This window comes from Mesorhizobium shangrilense, from assembly GCF_028826155.1.
Taxonomy (GTDB): Bacteria; Pseudomonadota; Alphaproteobacteria; order Rhizobiales; family Rhizobiaceae; genus Arvimicrobium; species Arvimicrobium flavum.
Map to the genome: position 1 here is coordinate 1,624,976 of NZ_JAQGPN010000001.1, position 14,696 is coordinate 1,639,671.

The window sequence follows — 14,696 nt, forward strand, 5'->3', positions numbered from 1 at the left end:
CCTTCAGATATTGTCTCCTTCAGTCGAGGTTTTCCTGGGCGCGTCGGCCACGTCCCCGAGGCCCCATTTCCAGCCGCTGATTTCGGGCATGTCGTCACCGTATGTCTCGATGTAGTGCCTGTGGTCGATCAGCTTTTCGTGGATGGCCTGCTTGAAATAGGCGGCCCGGGATCCGAGTTGGGGCAACCGGTCGATCACGTCCTGCACCAGGTGGAAACGATCGATCTCGTTCAGCACGACCATGTCGAAGGGCGTCGTGGTGGTGCCTTCCTCCTTGTATCCGCGAACATGCAGGTTGTTATGGTTTGTCCGCCGATAGGTCAGCCGGTGGATCAGCCAGGGATAGCCATGGAAGGCGAATATGACTGGCTTGTCCTTGGTGAACAGGGCGTCGAAGTCGCCATCCGACAAGCCATGAGGATGTTCGTGGGAAGGCTGCAGCTTCATCAGATTCACAACGTTGACCACGCGCACCTTGAGTTCCGGCAGATGCTTGCGGATCAACTCAACCGCAGCGAGCGTCTCGAGTGTCGGAACGTCGCCGCAACAGGCCATGACCACATCGGGTTCGAAACCCTTGTCGTTGCTGGCCCACTCCCAGATGCCGATACCCGCGCTGCAGTGCTTGACGGCCTGGTCGATGGTTAGCCATTGCGGCGCCGGCTGCTTGCCGGCCACCACGACATTGACGTAGTCGCGGCTGCGCAGGCAGTGGTCGGTGACCGACAGGAGCGTGTTCGCGTCCGGCGGCAGGTAGACCCGGATCACCTCGGCCTTCTTGTTCACGACGTGGTCGATGAAGCCCGGGTCCTGGTGGCTGAATCCGTTGTGATCCTGGCGCCAGACGTGGGAGCTGAGGAAATAATTGAGCGAGGCAATCGGCCGGCGCCATGGGATTTCGTGACACACCTTCAGCCACTTGGCATGCTGGTTGAACATTGAATCGATGATGTGGATGAAGGCTTCGTAGCAAGAGAAGAAGCCGTGACGCCCGGTCAGCAGGTAGCCTTCGAGCCAGCCCTGGCACTGGTGCTCGCTCAGCACCTCCATGACGCGACCGTCCGGCGCGAGATGGTCGTCATCCGGGTAGATCTCCGCCATGTAGCATCGGTTGGTGACCTCCAGCACGTCCTGCCATCGGTTGGAGTTGTTTTCATCGGGACTGAACAGCCGGAAGTTCTTCGCTTCCAGATTGGCCGCCATCACGTCCCGGAGAAACTTGCCCATTATCCGAGCCGATTCGGCGGTGGCTCCGCCAGGGCTCGAAACGGTCACTGCGTACTTGCGGAAATCGGGCATCTTGAGATCGCGCAGCAAGAGCCCGCCATTGGCGTGCGGGTTGTCGCTCATGCGGCGATGACCGGTCGGGGCCAGCGACGCCAGTTCGGGGCTGAACCGGCCGTGATCGTCGAACAGCTCTTCGGGCCCGTAGCTCTTCATCCATCCTTCCAGGATCCGGATGTGCTCGGGCTTGTCCATTTCGCCCATCGGGACCTGATGCGCGCGCCAGTAGTCCTCGCATTTCTTGCCATCGATCTCGGCAGGGCACGTCCAGCCTTTGGGGGTGCGAAAGACGATCATCGGCCAGGCCGGACGCTTCACATTGCCGTTCTCCCGAGCGTCTGCCCAGATGCGCTTGATTTCCGCAGTGGCGGCATCGAGCGCTTCAGCCAGTTGTTGATGGACGTCCGCCGGATCCTTTCCCTCGACAAAATAGGGGGCGTAACCCATGCCCTCGAAGAATTTGCGCAGTTCATCCTGCGGGATGCGGGCGAGGAAGCAGGGGTTGGCGATCTTGTATCCGTTGAGGTGCAGGATGGGCAGGACGCATCCGTCGCGGGCGGGGTTCAGGAACTTGTTGCTCTGCCAGCCGGTCGCAAGGGGGCCGGTCTCGGCCTCGCCGTCGCCGACGACGCAGGCCACGATCAGGTCGGGATTGTCGAAGGCGGCCCCGTAGGCGTGGCTGAGGGCATAGCCCAGTTCACCGCCTTCATGGATGCTGCCGGGCGTTTCCGGGGCGACATGGCTGGGAATGCCGCCGGGGAAGCTGAACTGTTTGAACAGTTGCTTCATGCCCTCCGTGTCCTGGCCGACGCTTGGATATACCTCGCTGTAGGTTCCTTCGAGAAAGGCGTGGGCGACGATTGCCGGTCCACCATGGCCGGGGCCAATGATGTAGATCATGTTCAGGTCGTCGCGTTTGATGAGCCTGTTGAGATGAACATAGAGCATGTTCAGCCCGGGGGTCGTGCCCCAGTGACCGAGCAGGCGTGGCTTGATGTGTCGGCGCTGCAGCGGCTCCTTCAGCAGTGGATTGTCGAGAAGGTAGATCTGGCCGACCGCAAGGTAGTTGGACGCCCGCCAGTAGGCGTCCATCAGTCGAAGCTCTTGTGCCGACAGCGGGCCGCGCGCAGACAGGTTCTCCTTAGCCATTGCATTGCTGGATGAAGCCATCGGACCCTCCCATCGAAGTCGAGACTGTTACCGCGAGCACGATATTAGGTTCGGTGCTTGCACGTTGTTTGGCAACGCTCAGCCCCGCTTTGGGCAAGCGCGCCGTCCTCGATTGGTCGGCTCTGACTCGATGGATAGTGGGGAATGGTCCGCCACTGTTCGCGATACCATTGTCGGGTATTTCAGGGCCACCGATTGCAATGTCGCATGAAAGGCGCTGGAGGCATAGAAAAAAGCCCAACCCCGATGCAAACGCCTCAGTCAATCATTTCGCAGCCTGACGGCGAAAGCTGGGGGTTGCCGGCGCTCGGCGCGGAATTGCCGGTCTGCTCTGCGTGTGGGGTCGAGCCCCGAAGCAGGCGAACTGCACGAACCGTTGCGGCAAAGCGCCGGCGGTGAGGATTTCTCCGGACCCAGGCCGTGGCGGATCGACGGGGAACCGGGATGTCAACAGGGCTAAACCAACGCTGGAAACCGGTTCAGAACTGAATAAAATCCAGGCTCAACATCGTCACACCTCGCCTGTTTCGCAAAATGAACGCGAGCGATCATCTCACTCGAGACACCAGGAAGCCGCAATATCGTGGATGACCCGTTCGATGTGCTGAGGCGTCGCTTTGTCGCGCGATGCCAGGGGGAACTGGCGTCGCTCGAGAGGATCGCGCGGGAGGGCGCTGCGGCGCTCGATGACAGCCGCCGCGATCAGCTGGTGAAGACGGTGCATTCGCTGGCCGGCGCCGGCGGCATGTTCGGCTTTTCGGGCTTGAGCGAACGCGCCTCGATGGTGGAAACCCTGCTGGGCGGGGACAGCGAAGCGACACCGGCGCAAATTAAGGCCGCGCTGGATGAATTGGTGCTGGAGCTGCAGCGGATCACGGGCTGACTGCGCGGCCGTCTGCGAGGCCTACTTCTTGGCGCTGGACAAGCCCGTCCTCGTCATCTCGCCCCAGCTCTGGTCGTCGCGCAGATACTGCCAATACCCCTTCACTCGCCAGATATTGTTGATCTGCCGGTACCCGAAATTCTCGATCACCGCGGCGACCGTCAGGATGGCGAGGTCGCGGGCGCGGGGAATGCGTTGCAACTCCGCCTCCTCCAGGATCAGCGAGCAGACGCTGACACAGACGCCATAGGTGAAGACCAACGCCGTGAAGGCCAAAAAATACTCGACGGACAGGATGCCTAGCAGCCAGAAGAGTGGCATCAGGATGTAGCCTAGGACTTCCATGATCGGCCCCAGCACGTCGACGACGAGCATGTGGCCGAAGCCGAGAAAGCCGACGCGCCCGTATCTCGGATTGAACAGCATCGAGCGGTAGCGGAAGAAGCACTCCAGCGCGCCGCGTTGCCATCGTGAGCGCTGCCGCGCCAGGACACCCAGGGTCTCCGGCGCCTCGGTCCAGCAAACGGGCTCGGGAACGAACTCGATGCGGTATTTGCGTCGACTGTCGATCATGTGCCGGTGCAGCTTGATGACCAGATCGAGGTCTTCGCCCATCGATCCCTTGGTGAAACCGCCGACCGCCACGACCTCGGCGCGGCGGAACACGCCGAACGCGCCCGACACCAGCATCAGCGTGTTGATACGGCTCCACGCCAGTCGCGCCATGAGAAAGGCGCGCAGGTATTCCACGACCTGAAACAAGGGCAGCAGCTTTGTCGGGAGGTGAACCTCAGCGACGCGCCCGCTCTCGATGCGCGAGCCGTTTGCGATCCGGATGGTGCCGCCCACGGCAATGGTCCGCTCCGGATCGTCAATGAAAGGCTGCACGGCCCGCATGAGCGCATCGGGCTCCAGGATCGAATCGCCGTCGATGACGCAGAAAATCGGCGCACGGCAGACGTTGACGCCAGCGTTCTGCGCGTCGGCCTTGCCGCCATTTTCCTTGTCCACGACGAACAGCCGTTCGGCCACCAGCGACGAATACAGGCCGCGGATCGGCGCGTGGGCAAGCGCTTCCTCATAGGGGCGCTGGAATTTCACGAGCCCATAGGCCTCGATCAGGCGCTGCAGCGTCTGGTCCTTCGAGCCGTCATTGACGACGATCACTTCGAAATTCGGGTACTCCAGCGCAAGCATGGAATGCACGCTTTCGACGACGTTCATTTCCTCGTTGTAGGCAGGCACAATCAGCGCAATCGGCGGGGCAACGTCGCCATACCGGCGCCACAGCAGAGCGGACCTGGCGATCGGCGGTCTTTTCGACAGAGCGTACCCAGCCACGACGAGTTGCAGCAGATAGACCACCGTCTGGATCATGCCGGCCCCGATCACGATCCAGGAGATTGCCGTCGCGATCCCGACGACCTCCACGCTCCATCCTGAAATCACGATGCAAAGCCCTCGTTGAGGACGAGCGAAGCAGTGCGCTGGCTTCGCGAGGTCTGGCTGGAGGCGATCTCGCGCAGCATCTCGTCTCCCTGCGGCGCGATGAGGCGCATCGCCTTGGCTGCCGCATAGCGAACAGTCCACGCGTCGTCGTCGAGCAGACGCGCGAGAGGGTCGATCAGCTCCGTCGTGCCTATGCGCCCTGCCGCTTCCGCCGCGTCGGCGCGCACTTCCCAATCCTTGCTGGCCATTGCCTCGGTGACGATGTCTCCCGAATCCCGGTCGGCCAGCCGTCCAAGCGCCCGGATCGCGGCTCCTGAAACGTCGCTGGAAGGATCCTTCGCCGAACGCCGGAAGAAATCTGCAAGTTCGTGGTCCTGCGCAGGCGACAGCGCCTCGATGGCCGCGGCCCTGACGAAGGGTGATCCGTCCTGCTTGGCCGCTAGATCCTTGAGCTCTCCCATCCGCTCCGCCGGAACGCGCCGGAAAAGCTCAACCAAACGCCTGGAACGCTGACCGCGCACGCCGATCTTGCGCAGCACGCCGGGCAGCGGCGGCATGGCTCCCAGGTCGCAGAGCGAAATTGCTGCCGCAATCCGCACCTCGCGGGAACGGTCGTTGTCGAGCGCGGTAAAGAGATGCGCCGTTCCTGTGTCGGGGGAAAAAGCCGCCAGCATCTCGGCGGCATGGATGCGGGCCGCCTCGTTGCCCTTCATCAACTGTGTGGCGATATGGATCGGCAGGCCGGATTCAGCGAAGATCTCGATGATCCGCGCATATTCCTCCCCCCGCAAAAGGCCCAGGAATTCGAACCCGCCGTCTATGGCAATGCGCGGCGGCACCGATCGGATGACGCTGTTCAGGGTTTCGGCATCCTTGTCCTCAGAGAACGCAATGAGCGCCTGAAGCAGCCGCTGTCGCATCCTTGCGTCCTCCTTCGCACGACGCTGGAGAACGACCCGCCGCAGGATGAGGAGCGTCATGACGAGGAGCGAAATAGCGCTGAGCACGATCGACATAATCCACACGAACGACAGCATGCTCAGAACCTCACGGCGAGGCCGAGGCCAAATATGTTGCGCTCGAAAGTCGGGCGCTGCTCGTTTGCGTAGCTGCCCAGCAGGGTCAGATCGTCCGAGATGTCGAAGGAAACGCCTCCAAAGGCGGTGCGCGTCTCGATCAGCGTCGCCTCGGAAATCTCGGGCGCATCGCTATAGCCGCCGAACAGTCGCAGCCGGTCGGTCACTGTCAGGTCGGCGCGCAGCACATAACCGTCGGCGACCCTGCCCCGATCGTTTTCGGAATGGACCCACCGGGCCGAAAGGCCAAGGCGCTCGTCGAAGAAATATGCCTGCACCCAGGGCGAGATCGTGGTGTTCTCGGTCGCGTCGAACAGATCGTATCGCGCATCGAGGTTGAGGAAGACGGGTCCGATCCCGCCCACGCTCTCGATCGCCCGCCAGGACGCGCCCGCACCCGCAGAGAACTTCGCCAGGAAATCTGCCTGGGGCGTGCCTGCTATCACTCCATAGGCCGAGAAAGACGGCGCAAAAGCGTGATCGATGCGGCCTTCGATCTGAGCGTCGGTCCGCCCGAACCGGGTGGCCACGCGCATGCGCGCCCCAAGGACGGTGTCGGGCGTCGCTCGATAAGACAGGCCTATGCCGCTGTCCGTCCAGTTTCCGAGACCGGCTGAAAGTTCACTCAGCTCGCTGCCGATATCCAACCGCCATTTTTGTGGAGGCGCTGCCGCAAGCCTCTGCGCGATCTCTACCGAATCCGGTTGCAGCAGGAGCGCATTCTCGTAGGCCTGGCGAGCGCTGACTTCGTCGCCGCGGGCGCGGCGCACATCACCCAGGCCGACGAGCGCTTCGGCGTTTGCCGGGTCGGCCGCCGCCGCCGAGGCGAAGGATTCCTCCGCACCTGCATAGTCGCGCTCCAGCATCGAGATACGCGCATCTACAACCATGGCCTCGGTGTTGCCTGGCACGTCAGCAAGCACCCCATCGATCATCTGACGAGCACGCGCCACGTCCCCCCGCCAGATCGCCAGCCGGACCTTGCCGAGTCGGGCGTCGAACTGATCGGGATCAATGGCGAGCGCGGCGCTGAAGAAACGGTCCGCCTCGTCGAACCTCTGCTGGAACCCGGCGACCAGACCAAGGGCCACCAATATGTCTGTGTTTCGCGGCGAGATCGACAAAGCACGGCGGTAGAGACTTTCCGCCTGTGCGAACTGCCCAGCGGTCCGCAGCCGACGCGCTTCGTCGAGCAAAGGAGCAACGGCGTCGGACCTCGCTGTTGTCGCCTGGCCCTCCGCGCGACGAGGCTTCGCCGCAGTGGCTGCCGCGGCCGCGTCGCGCTCTGTCTCGAGCGCAGCGCGCACGGTCGTCAGAAGCGCTGCCGCTTCCTGATTGCCGGGCTGCTGCGTCACGAGCGGCTCGACGAGCGCCCGCGCAGCGGCGGGATTGCCGCTCCTGAACTCGACCTGCGCCAGTCCGAACTTCGCGTCGGCGTAGTCCGGCGCGATGGCGAGCGCATTGGAAAAGGCGGTGCGCGCCGCCGCCAGGTTGCCAAGTCCCAGCTCGGCGAAACCCAGTTGCACGAGCGTATCGGAATTTGCGGGCTGCAGCGACAGCGCCCTTCTCAGCAGCGTCGATGCGTCCTCGAAACGCTGTTCCTGTCGCGCCTTGACCCCCTGTGAGTAGAGCTCGTCGACCGTCTGCGCATGCGCATCGACGGCCAGCGCCATACAGAGGCCCGCGGCGAGGCACTGCAACCGCATCAGGAAGCGTCGCCCTTGCGCGCGAGGACGCGCGACAGCCGGGCCAGCAACTCCTCGGGGATGAACGGCTTCACCAGATAGTCGTCGGCGCCTTTCTGCAGAGCCGACGCGATGTCCCTTTCGTGCTTCCTCGCCGTCAGCATGATCACTGGCACCGCGCAAAGGCGCTGATCGCCCTTCAATCGCACAAGCACTTCGAAACCGTCGGACTTTGGCATCATCGCATCCAGCACAACCACATCGGGTCGCTCGGATTGGGCCATTGCCAGCGCTTCTGCGCCGTCCGCCGCCTTGATGACATCATATCCCTTGGCTCTCAGCCTGAAATCGATCAGCTCCCGCAGGAGCGGATCGTCATCGCAAATCAGAACCTTCGCCTTTGCACCATCCACGTCGCCTTCTCCGGTTTGCTCCCTCCCGGCGCATCCTAGCCCCCCGGGTTGATCAGTCCATGCACCAACAGTCCGTCGAAGGAAGCCCAGGACGACAGGGTTCGATCGAGCCGCTCCCTGGCTACAACCAAGGCAGGGCGATCATCCATGAAGCTGATTCGCGACGGTGGCGCCACCGTCTCATGACTGAACGAATATGTCGGCCTGGCATGTGAAGCGGGGACCTCCGCCTCCAGCATCCGGACCATCGGCTCCCTGGCATCGCGATCGATATAGAGAATGCCTTTCTCGGCACGCCGGAAGGTCTGGTGGATCTCGACCGGCAGTGGACCATTCTCCAGCGCTATGGCGATCGGCTGCCGTCGTTCGACGCCCCAGTTCAGCCAGGCCTCCGCGATGCTCTCGACCTCGGCAAGGTCGGTTCTGTACGCCATGACCGTCACCCCGGAGATCGCTCCCTCCACCATCTGCAAGGCCGCTTTGCCAGCCGGATCGTCAAGCATCCAGAAGGGCACGACGATCGCAATCGTTCGCCCAAGCGCCTCGGCAAGCTCATTGATCGTCGTCGCCCATCCGGTCCAACCGGCGAACGGGTCGGCGACGTGCTGCGGCATCAGATACGGCTCGATGTCGTACTGGATCGAACGCAAGCCCGAGCCGTCTTCGATGAACCGGCGGAGGACACGCGCCCGTTTCAGCGCATGAGCCCGGCCGGTTTCCGTCGCCATCTCGGCATCTCCTTCGACGGCGTGGATGGCGACGCCGGAGGCGGCAAGGACGTCGATGAGACGCCGCAGTCCGGCGTCGTCCGCAACCGCTCCGCCTTCGATACGGACCTGCAGGTACAGATTTGCGATCCGCTCCCTTCGCACCAGAGCTGCAAGGCGCTCCGGATCATCAAGCCACGGCCGTGCGTCCCAGAGCCAGGTTCCAGCGTCCGCCGGCTCGCGGTCTTCATGCGGGACGATGCGAACAGCCGAAATGGAGGCCGACGCAGCCTCCTTGGGGCAATTGATCACCAGTTCGCGGGCTGCATCGCCGCCATTCCATTCGCTTGCAGGGATTGAGGCCAGCGTCGGGCCAGACGCGCCGACGGCAGGCGGGGCCGGCGCATCGGCGCCTGCCGCAACGACCGCGAACGCAAACCCCGGGACCGCCCGACCTTCCACAACGAGGTCGCCCCGCATGGCCCGCGGAAAGCGAAACGCCGCCGCATGCAGCGCCACTCCAGCCGGCTGTTCGCCGGCCTTGCAGCTGAGCGTCACCGCCTCTCCGACGCGCGAGAGCTTTGCCCGCTCCTCAAGCCCGAAACTGCGGGCTTCGAGAATGGGAAGCAGGTTCGCGTCCAGGGGAAATGGATCTGGAGCGGGTGCATCGCCTGGTGAAGGCTTCGGAACGGCCACTGATCCCGGCACGAAGCGGCCGTCCTTCATCACTCCGGTCAGGACGAGCGTGTCGGGCGGGGAGTCGTATCGGGCGATCGGGTGCGACCACACCACTTCGGGGGATTGCGCAGAAGCGGCGACTATGATCGGCGATCCTTCAACCTGGCTCGTACACGTGGCCGTCCCGCAGGCCTGTGCGGCCGTCGCCAGCAGCAGCATGGCCCAGGAGGCGAGCGGTCCGGTGACCGCAGGCAGGCCACTCCTTCCCATCCACTCACTGCGAGCGCCCATTCGAGCGCAGCAATTGCATGACATCGGAGGCCAGCCGCATCGGATCGAACGGCTTGGGGATGACGCCGACTGCGCCCATGGCGAGGTAGCGCTCGACCTGATGGGTCTGGGTCCGCGCCGTGATGAAGGCCACGGGGATGGCTGACGTCTGGTCGCCCGCCGCCAGGCGTCTCAGCGTTTCCGGCCCATCCATTTCAGGCATCATTACATCGAGCAGGATCAGGTCCGGCTGCCATGCCGCGGCCTTGTCGAGCGCCTGCGCTCCCGAAGAACAGAGATGCACTTCGAATTCGGGTTCGAGCTCCAGCGACATCTGGGCGATCTCGCGAATATCGTCTTCGTCGTCCACATACAGGATTCTCGCCGCCATCTCTGTCTTTACTCGCCACCTATCGGAATTGAGAACCTACCGACACCGGCCGCTGGGAGGAAGCTCTTGATGACTTTCGCCACGTCCAGCTCCGATGCCTTCGTCTTGGTCATGACTGCCTTAACGCTGGCTCCCAGCCTCTGATCCAACTCCGCGGCCGAGAAGACGATCACCGCCGTCTCGGCGGGCAGGTCGGTGAGCAAGTCCAGCCCGGAACCGTCAGGCAGGCCGACGTCGAGGATAACCAGATCGAATTGGCTCTCCGCGGCCAGAAACTGCGCATCCTTGAGCGTCTTGGCGAAGGTGACCGAAACGTCCGGCCCCAATCCTGCCGACATCACCGCCAGGACGCTTTCGTCATCCTCGACGTGGAGGACCCGGGAGCGTCTATCGTCCGCACGCCTGGCGATCTTGCCCAGTGCGGCGTGCAGCCGCTCGGGATCCACGGGCTTTTCAAGCCAGTCGATGATGCCGACGGCCGATCCGTTGAGCGCCCGCTTCGCCTCGTCGGCGACTGCCGAGATCACGATCACGGGAATGTCGGGGAGGGCAGACGATTTGCGAATGTCTCGGAACAACGTGATGCCGGACTCGCCGGCGAGCCTGATGTCCAGCGTCAGAGCGACATAGTCGCGCGTCTGCAGGAGCATCTTCGCCGAGGCGATGTCGGGGGCAACATCGCTGGAAAAGCCGTCGGCATCCAGGAGGGCCGCGATCATTCCGGAAATGTCGGCGTCATCCTCACAGATCAGCACACGGTTGCGTTCGTCGGAATGTGGCTGGCTGGACGGCGTCGCGGACGCGACCGCCTGCCCCGACGCTTCGGGAAGATCGATGTGGAAGGCGGTGCCGTGGCCTTCCTGCGTTTCGAAGGCGATCGCGCCACCTAGTTTCTCGATGATTGCCTTGGCGATGCTCAGGCCAAGGCCGGTGCCGCCCTTGCCGCGCGTGCTGGATGCATCCGCCTGCTCGAACTTTCCGAAAACACGGGCGCGGAAAGCCTCCGGAATCCCGGCGCCGCGATCCACCACCGAGATCCGCAGCACTCCGCCGCTGCGGCGCGCGAGCCTGACGGTTACCGTATCGCCGACCGATGAGAACTTGATCGCGTTCGACAGAAGATTGCTCAGGACCTGGTGCAGCCGGTCGGGATCGATCGTAGCGCCGGCGCGGGGCGCGTCATCGACAAGCAGCAGCCTGACCTTCCGTTCGGGCATGTAGTTGGAGCTTGCGGCGATGGCCTGCTCGACAATGGGCCGAACGGCCATCGGCCGTAGTTCAAAAGCCACTTTCCCGGACTCGATCTTCTCCATATCCAGGATGTCGTTGATCAGGAGAACCAGCCGTTCGCTGTTGGTATGCGCAATCTTGACGAGGTTGCCGGCCTTGGCGGGCAGTTCTCCCGCAACGCCCGCCGCAATCAGGCCGAGCGAACCGCGTATCGACGTCAGCGGCGTGCGCAGTTCGTGGCTGACCGTCGAGATGAACTCGTTCTTGAGCTGGGCGACGCGCTTCTGGTCAGAGATGTCGCGGTTGTAGGTGATGATCCCCACCACCCGACCTGTCTCGTCGGTAAACGGGGCCTTCACGGAGGTGAGCCACCCCTGGCTTCCGTCGGGAAACAGCGCCGGCTGTTCCAGACGCTGGACCTCGCCGCTTTGAAGCATGTCAATCTCGTCCTGCCTGAACCTCTGCGCCAGTTCGGTCGGGTAGAAGTCGAAATCGGTCTTGCCGATCAGCTCTTCTGCCGAGCCGGCGCGCATCAGGGAGGCGGTCGCAGGATTGGCTACAATGAAGCGCCCGTCGAGATCCTTCACGTTCAGGCAGTCGGGAAGCTCCCGCACCATGGCCCGGTAGATCAGATTGGCGGTCGCGAGCTCTCGTCGCCTTTGCATCCGATGAAGCAACGTGCCGATCATCAGGGCGCTGACAAAGGCCAGCGAGGTCAGCGGGAGGACGGCGCGAGGGAAGAGGACGACCCGGGCTCCTTCGGGCAGCACCAGCAAGCCAAAGTACGCGCCAAACGCGACGGCAACGCCGAAACCGAAGATGTGGGTCATGGTCTTCTGACGAGACCGCACCAACCAGTAGCACGCCAGGCCGATGACCGAGGCGATCAGGATGCCGGTGACGCCGACGGCCACACCCGGGCCGCCGAGATAGAGGCGACAGATCAGGGCTGCGGACGCCGCAACGACAATTGCCGGCAGTCCGCCAAAGAATGCGGATGCCGCGAGCAGCGGCATCCGCAGATCGAAAAGGAAGCCATGCATGGGTTCCGCGATCGCCATGGAGATTGCCGCTCCCACGCCCATGATCAGGCCGAGGAAGACCGACTGCGTCGACCTGGAAAAATGCGCAGTGCGATCCGACAGAAGATCCCAGGCGACCACGAGGATCGAAACCAGGGCAAGGTTTGAAAGAAGCGTTTCCCAAATCGCGGCCATGCCGGGCTCCAGATGGTGTTCCCCTCACGTAGCGGACTAAAGCCTACCGACCTCTAAAGATCGAGGACACTGTCCTCCGGCCCGCTGGACCAGCCGCAGTTCATGCTTCAAAAGGCCGGGGGGCATGCCGTCTGCGCTCGGCGCTCATTGGAGCCGGATCTCCGGCCCGTCTCCCGCATCGCAAGGAAGAGCTCAGTTGGATCGAGGTTGCCCTGCGATCAGATTGCGCGGCTGATGATCAGGCCGATTGGCTTGCATCGACTTGACCCGGTGCATCCGTGCGCTCCCTGATCGGAGTGATCCAGCCATCGCGCAACGGCGCGTCGATTTCGCAGACAAGCCCCTTTGCTGCATAGTCGATCCGAACCTCGCCACCCAGCTGCACGGACAACAATCCTTCGACCAGCCGAGACCCAAAGCCCTTGTGGCTTGGAATGTGCACGGCCGGACCGCCGCGCTCGGTCCAGGAAAGCGAAAGCCGCGGGCTGTCGTCATCCATGATGCTCCACCGGATGCTGACTTGCCCTGAGGGAACGGACAGGGCGCCATACTTGGCGGCATTGGTCGCGAGTTCATGTAGCGCAAGCGAGAAGGGAAGCACCACTTCGGATGGCAACCGCAACCGAGGCCCGCCGATCTCGAAGTTTCCCCTGTCGTAGGGGGATAGGACTTCAGCGATGAGAGCCGAGAGTTCGGCTCCGCTCCAGCTCTCGGCCGTCAGCAGGTCATGCGCCCTGGCCAGCGCGAGAAGACGTGCATCGAACGCCGCTCTCGCGAGCCTATGTTCCTCGTCCCGGAATGTCTGCATGGCTATTGCCCGCACCGTGGCAAGTACGTTCTTCACCCGGTGCTTCAGTTCGTTCATGAGGACGCGCTGAAGGCGCTCCGCTTCCTTGCGGGCCCTGATGTCGCGCGCGATTTTCGATGCACCCACGACCTTTCCGGCGGCGTCTCGAACGGGCGAGACCGTGAGCGAGACGTCCACGTTGGTCCTGTTCTTGTGCAGACGTTGCGTATCGTAGGGATCGACGCGCTCTCCGCGACGAATCCGGGCAAGTATCGCGTGTTCTTCCTGTGACCTGTCTGCCGGAAGAATGATCGAGACCGGTTGCCCGATGACCTCCTCGGCTGAAAAACCGTAAAGACGTTCGGCTCCCTCGTTCCAGCTGGTTATTCTTGCATCGAGGTCGATGCTCATGATGGCGTCGTCCGACGAGGCAACGATCGCGGCGAGTCGCAGCAGCATTTCCTCCGCCTGCTTGCGTTCGGTGATTTCGATGACGACACCCGGAAACCGTTCGGGCTGCCCTTGGTCGTCATACAGGCACTCACCGCGGGCTTCGATCCAGCGGATCTGACCGTCACGGTGGAGCAGCCGATACTCCTGGACATACTTCGCGCCTGTCGCAATCGTATGGTCAACGGCCGCCCCGACCCGCTCCCGATCTTCAGGATGGATGCCGACCATGTACTCTGCGATCGGAGCGCCCTTCTCGCCCTTGTCGGGATCGACCGAGAACATCGCCGCAAACCGATCGTCAGAATAGAATGTGTCGGACTTGATGTGCCAGTCGAACGTGCCGAGCATTCCTGATGCGTCCAGCGCATAGGACAAGCGCTCCTGCGTTTTGGTAAGCTCCCGCTGGGCAAGGACCCGCTCGGTCGTTTCATTCACTATGCAGAACACCCCCCGCACCAGCCCCGCTTCGTCGCGAACCGGTGAGTAGGAAATGTCGAAGAACACGTCCTCGGGATAGCCCCGCCGCTCGATGTAGAAGGGGCGGTCCTTCGCGTACATGGTTTCGCCCCGCTCGAAGACCCGCAGCAGCAGGGGCTCCAGGTCGTCCCATAGTTCCGACCAACTCTCCCGGGCAGGCCGACCGAGCGCCCGGGGATGCTTGTCTCCGATCGTCGGAGCGTATGCGTCGTTGTAGAGGGCCAGGAACTCCGGCCCCCAGAATATCACGATCTGAGCTTTGGAAGGCAGAACCAGATCCACCGTGACCCGCAGGCAGGACGGCCATTCGGCCATCGACCCCAAACTGGTGCTTGCCCAGTCATGGGTCCGGATGAGTTCCGCCATGTCGGCAGTCGGGCGCGAAGTCTCGATATCCACCACCACCACGAACCCCTTACTTCACTAATGGACTCATGTAGCACAGTTCCAGGCCGTAACATGCGATGACGGGCGTTTTCGGTGTGTGTGGCCAAGCTGGATCGCGCCGCCGAGGCCGAGACTTCGA

Annotated in this window: 10 protein-coding genes; 1 reads left to right on the top strand and 9 read right to left on the bottom strand. The window is 63.0% G+C overall.

Annotation, left to right across the window (positions count from 1 at the left end):
• Positions 1–3: 3 nt before the first annotated feature.
• Complete coding sequence (locus PD284_RS08055; protein WP_274627693.1) at positions 4–2,454, bottom strand: phosphoketolase family protein; 2,451 nt, start codon at positions 2,452–2,454, stop codon at positions 4–6.
• A 583-nt stretch (positions 2,455–3,037) separates the two neighbouring features.
• Between PD284_RS08055 and PD284_RS08060 the strand changes: the two genes are divergently transcribed.
• Complete coding sequence (locus PD284_RS08060) at positions 3,038–3,337, top strand: Hpt domain-containing protein (protein WP_274627694.1); 300 nt, start codon at positions 3,038–3,040, stop codon at positions 3,335–3,337.
• A 21-nt stretch (positions 3,338–3,358) separates the two neighbouring features.
• Here PD284_RS08060 and PD284_RS08065 read toward each other — a convergent pair whose 3' ends face one another.
• From PD284_RS08065 to PD284_RS08100, 8 genes are all read right to left on the bottom strand, one after another.
• Positions 3,359–4,768 (bottom strand): glycosyltransferase family 2 protein, encoded by a 1,410-nt coding sequence (locus PD284_RS08065; protein ID WP_274627695.1) that lies wholly within the window; start codon positions 4,766–4,768, stop codon positions 3,359–3,361.
• Between the two features lie 14 nt (positions 4,769–4,782).
• On the bottom strand, positions 4,783–5,823 hold the full coding sequence (locus PD284_RS08070) for a HEAT repeat domain-containing protein (protein ID WP_274627696.1): 1,041 nt from the start codon (positions 5,821–5,823) through the stop codon (positions 4,783–4,785).
• Positions 5,824–5,825: 2 nt separating this feature from the next.
• Positions 5,826–7,568, bottom strand: a complete 1,743-nt coding sequence (locus PD284_RS08075) for a YaiO family outer membrane beta-barrel protein (protein ID WP_274627697.1) — start codon at positions 7,566–7,568, stop codon at positions 5,826–5,828.
• Positions 7,568–7,960, bottom strand: coding sequence for a response regulator transcription factor (locus PD284_RS08080; protein ID WP_274627698.1), 393 nt, complete (start codon positions 7,958–7,960; stop codon positions 7,568–7,570). The genes PD284_RS08075 and PD284_RS08080 overlap by 1 nt, the downstream gene beginning before the upstream one ends.
• Before the next feature lie 35 nt (positions 7,961–7,995).
• Positions 7,996–9,615: a hypothetical protein gene (locus PD284_RS08085; RefSeq protein ID WP_274627699.1), complete on the bottom strand. Its 1,620-nt coding sequence runs from the start codon at positions 9,613–9,615 to the stop codon at positions 7,996–7,998.
• Positions 9,616–9,619: 4 nt separating this feature from the next.
• Positions 9,620–10,006: a response regulator gene (locus tag PD284_RS08090; RefSeq protein WP_274627700.1), complete on the bottom strand. Its 387-nt coding sequence runs from the start codon at positions 10,004–10,006 to the stop codon at positions 9,620–9,622.
• Positions 10,007–10,014: 8 nt separating this feature from the next.
• Positions 10,015–12,453, bottom strand: coding sequence for an ATP-binding protein (locus PD284_RS08095; RefSeq protein ID WP_274627701.1), 2,439 nt, complete (start codon positions 12,451–12,453; stop codon positions 10,015–10,017).
• A 238-nt stretch (positions 12,454–12,691) separates the two neighbouring features.
• Entirely contained in the window at positions 12,692–14,575 is a 1,884-nt protein-coding gene (locus PD284_RS08100) for a PAS domain-containing sensor histidine kinase (RefSeq protein ID WP_338036640.1), read from the bottom strand.
• Between the last annotated feature and the right edge of the window lie 121 nt (positions 14,576–14,696).

What these genes read in the sequence shown, in the direction of transcription:
- PD284_RS08055 (WP_274627693.1), bottom strand. Translation starts at nt 2,454, where the DNA reads ATGGCTTCATCCAGCAATGCAATGGCTAAGGAGAACCTGTCTGCGCGC.
- PD284_RS08070 (WP_274627696.1), bottom strand. Translation starts at nt 5,823, where the DNA reads ATGCTGTCGTTCGTGTGGATTATGTCGATCGTGCTCAGCGCTATTTCG.
- PD284_RS08075 (WP_274627697.1), bottom strand. Translation starts at nt 7,568, where the DNA reads ATGCGGTTGCAGTGCCTCGCCGCGGGCCTCTGTATGGCGCTGGCCGTC.
- PD284_RS08085 (WP_274627699.1), bottom strand. Translation starts at nt 9,615, where the DNA reads ATGGGAAGGAGTGGCCTGCCTGCGGTCACCGGACCGCTCGCCTCCTGG.
- PD284_RS08090 (WP_274627700.1), bottom strand. Translation starts at nt 10,006, where the DNA reads ATGGCGGCGAGAATCCTGTATGTGGACGACGAAGACGATATTCGCGAG.
- PD284_RS08095 (WP_274627701.1), bottom strand. Translation starts at nt 12,453, where the DNA reads ATGGCCGCGATTTGGGAAACGCTTCTTTCAAACCTTGCCCTGGTTTCG.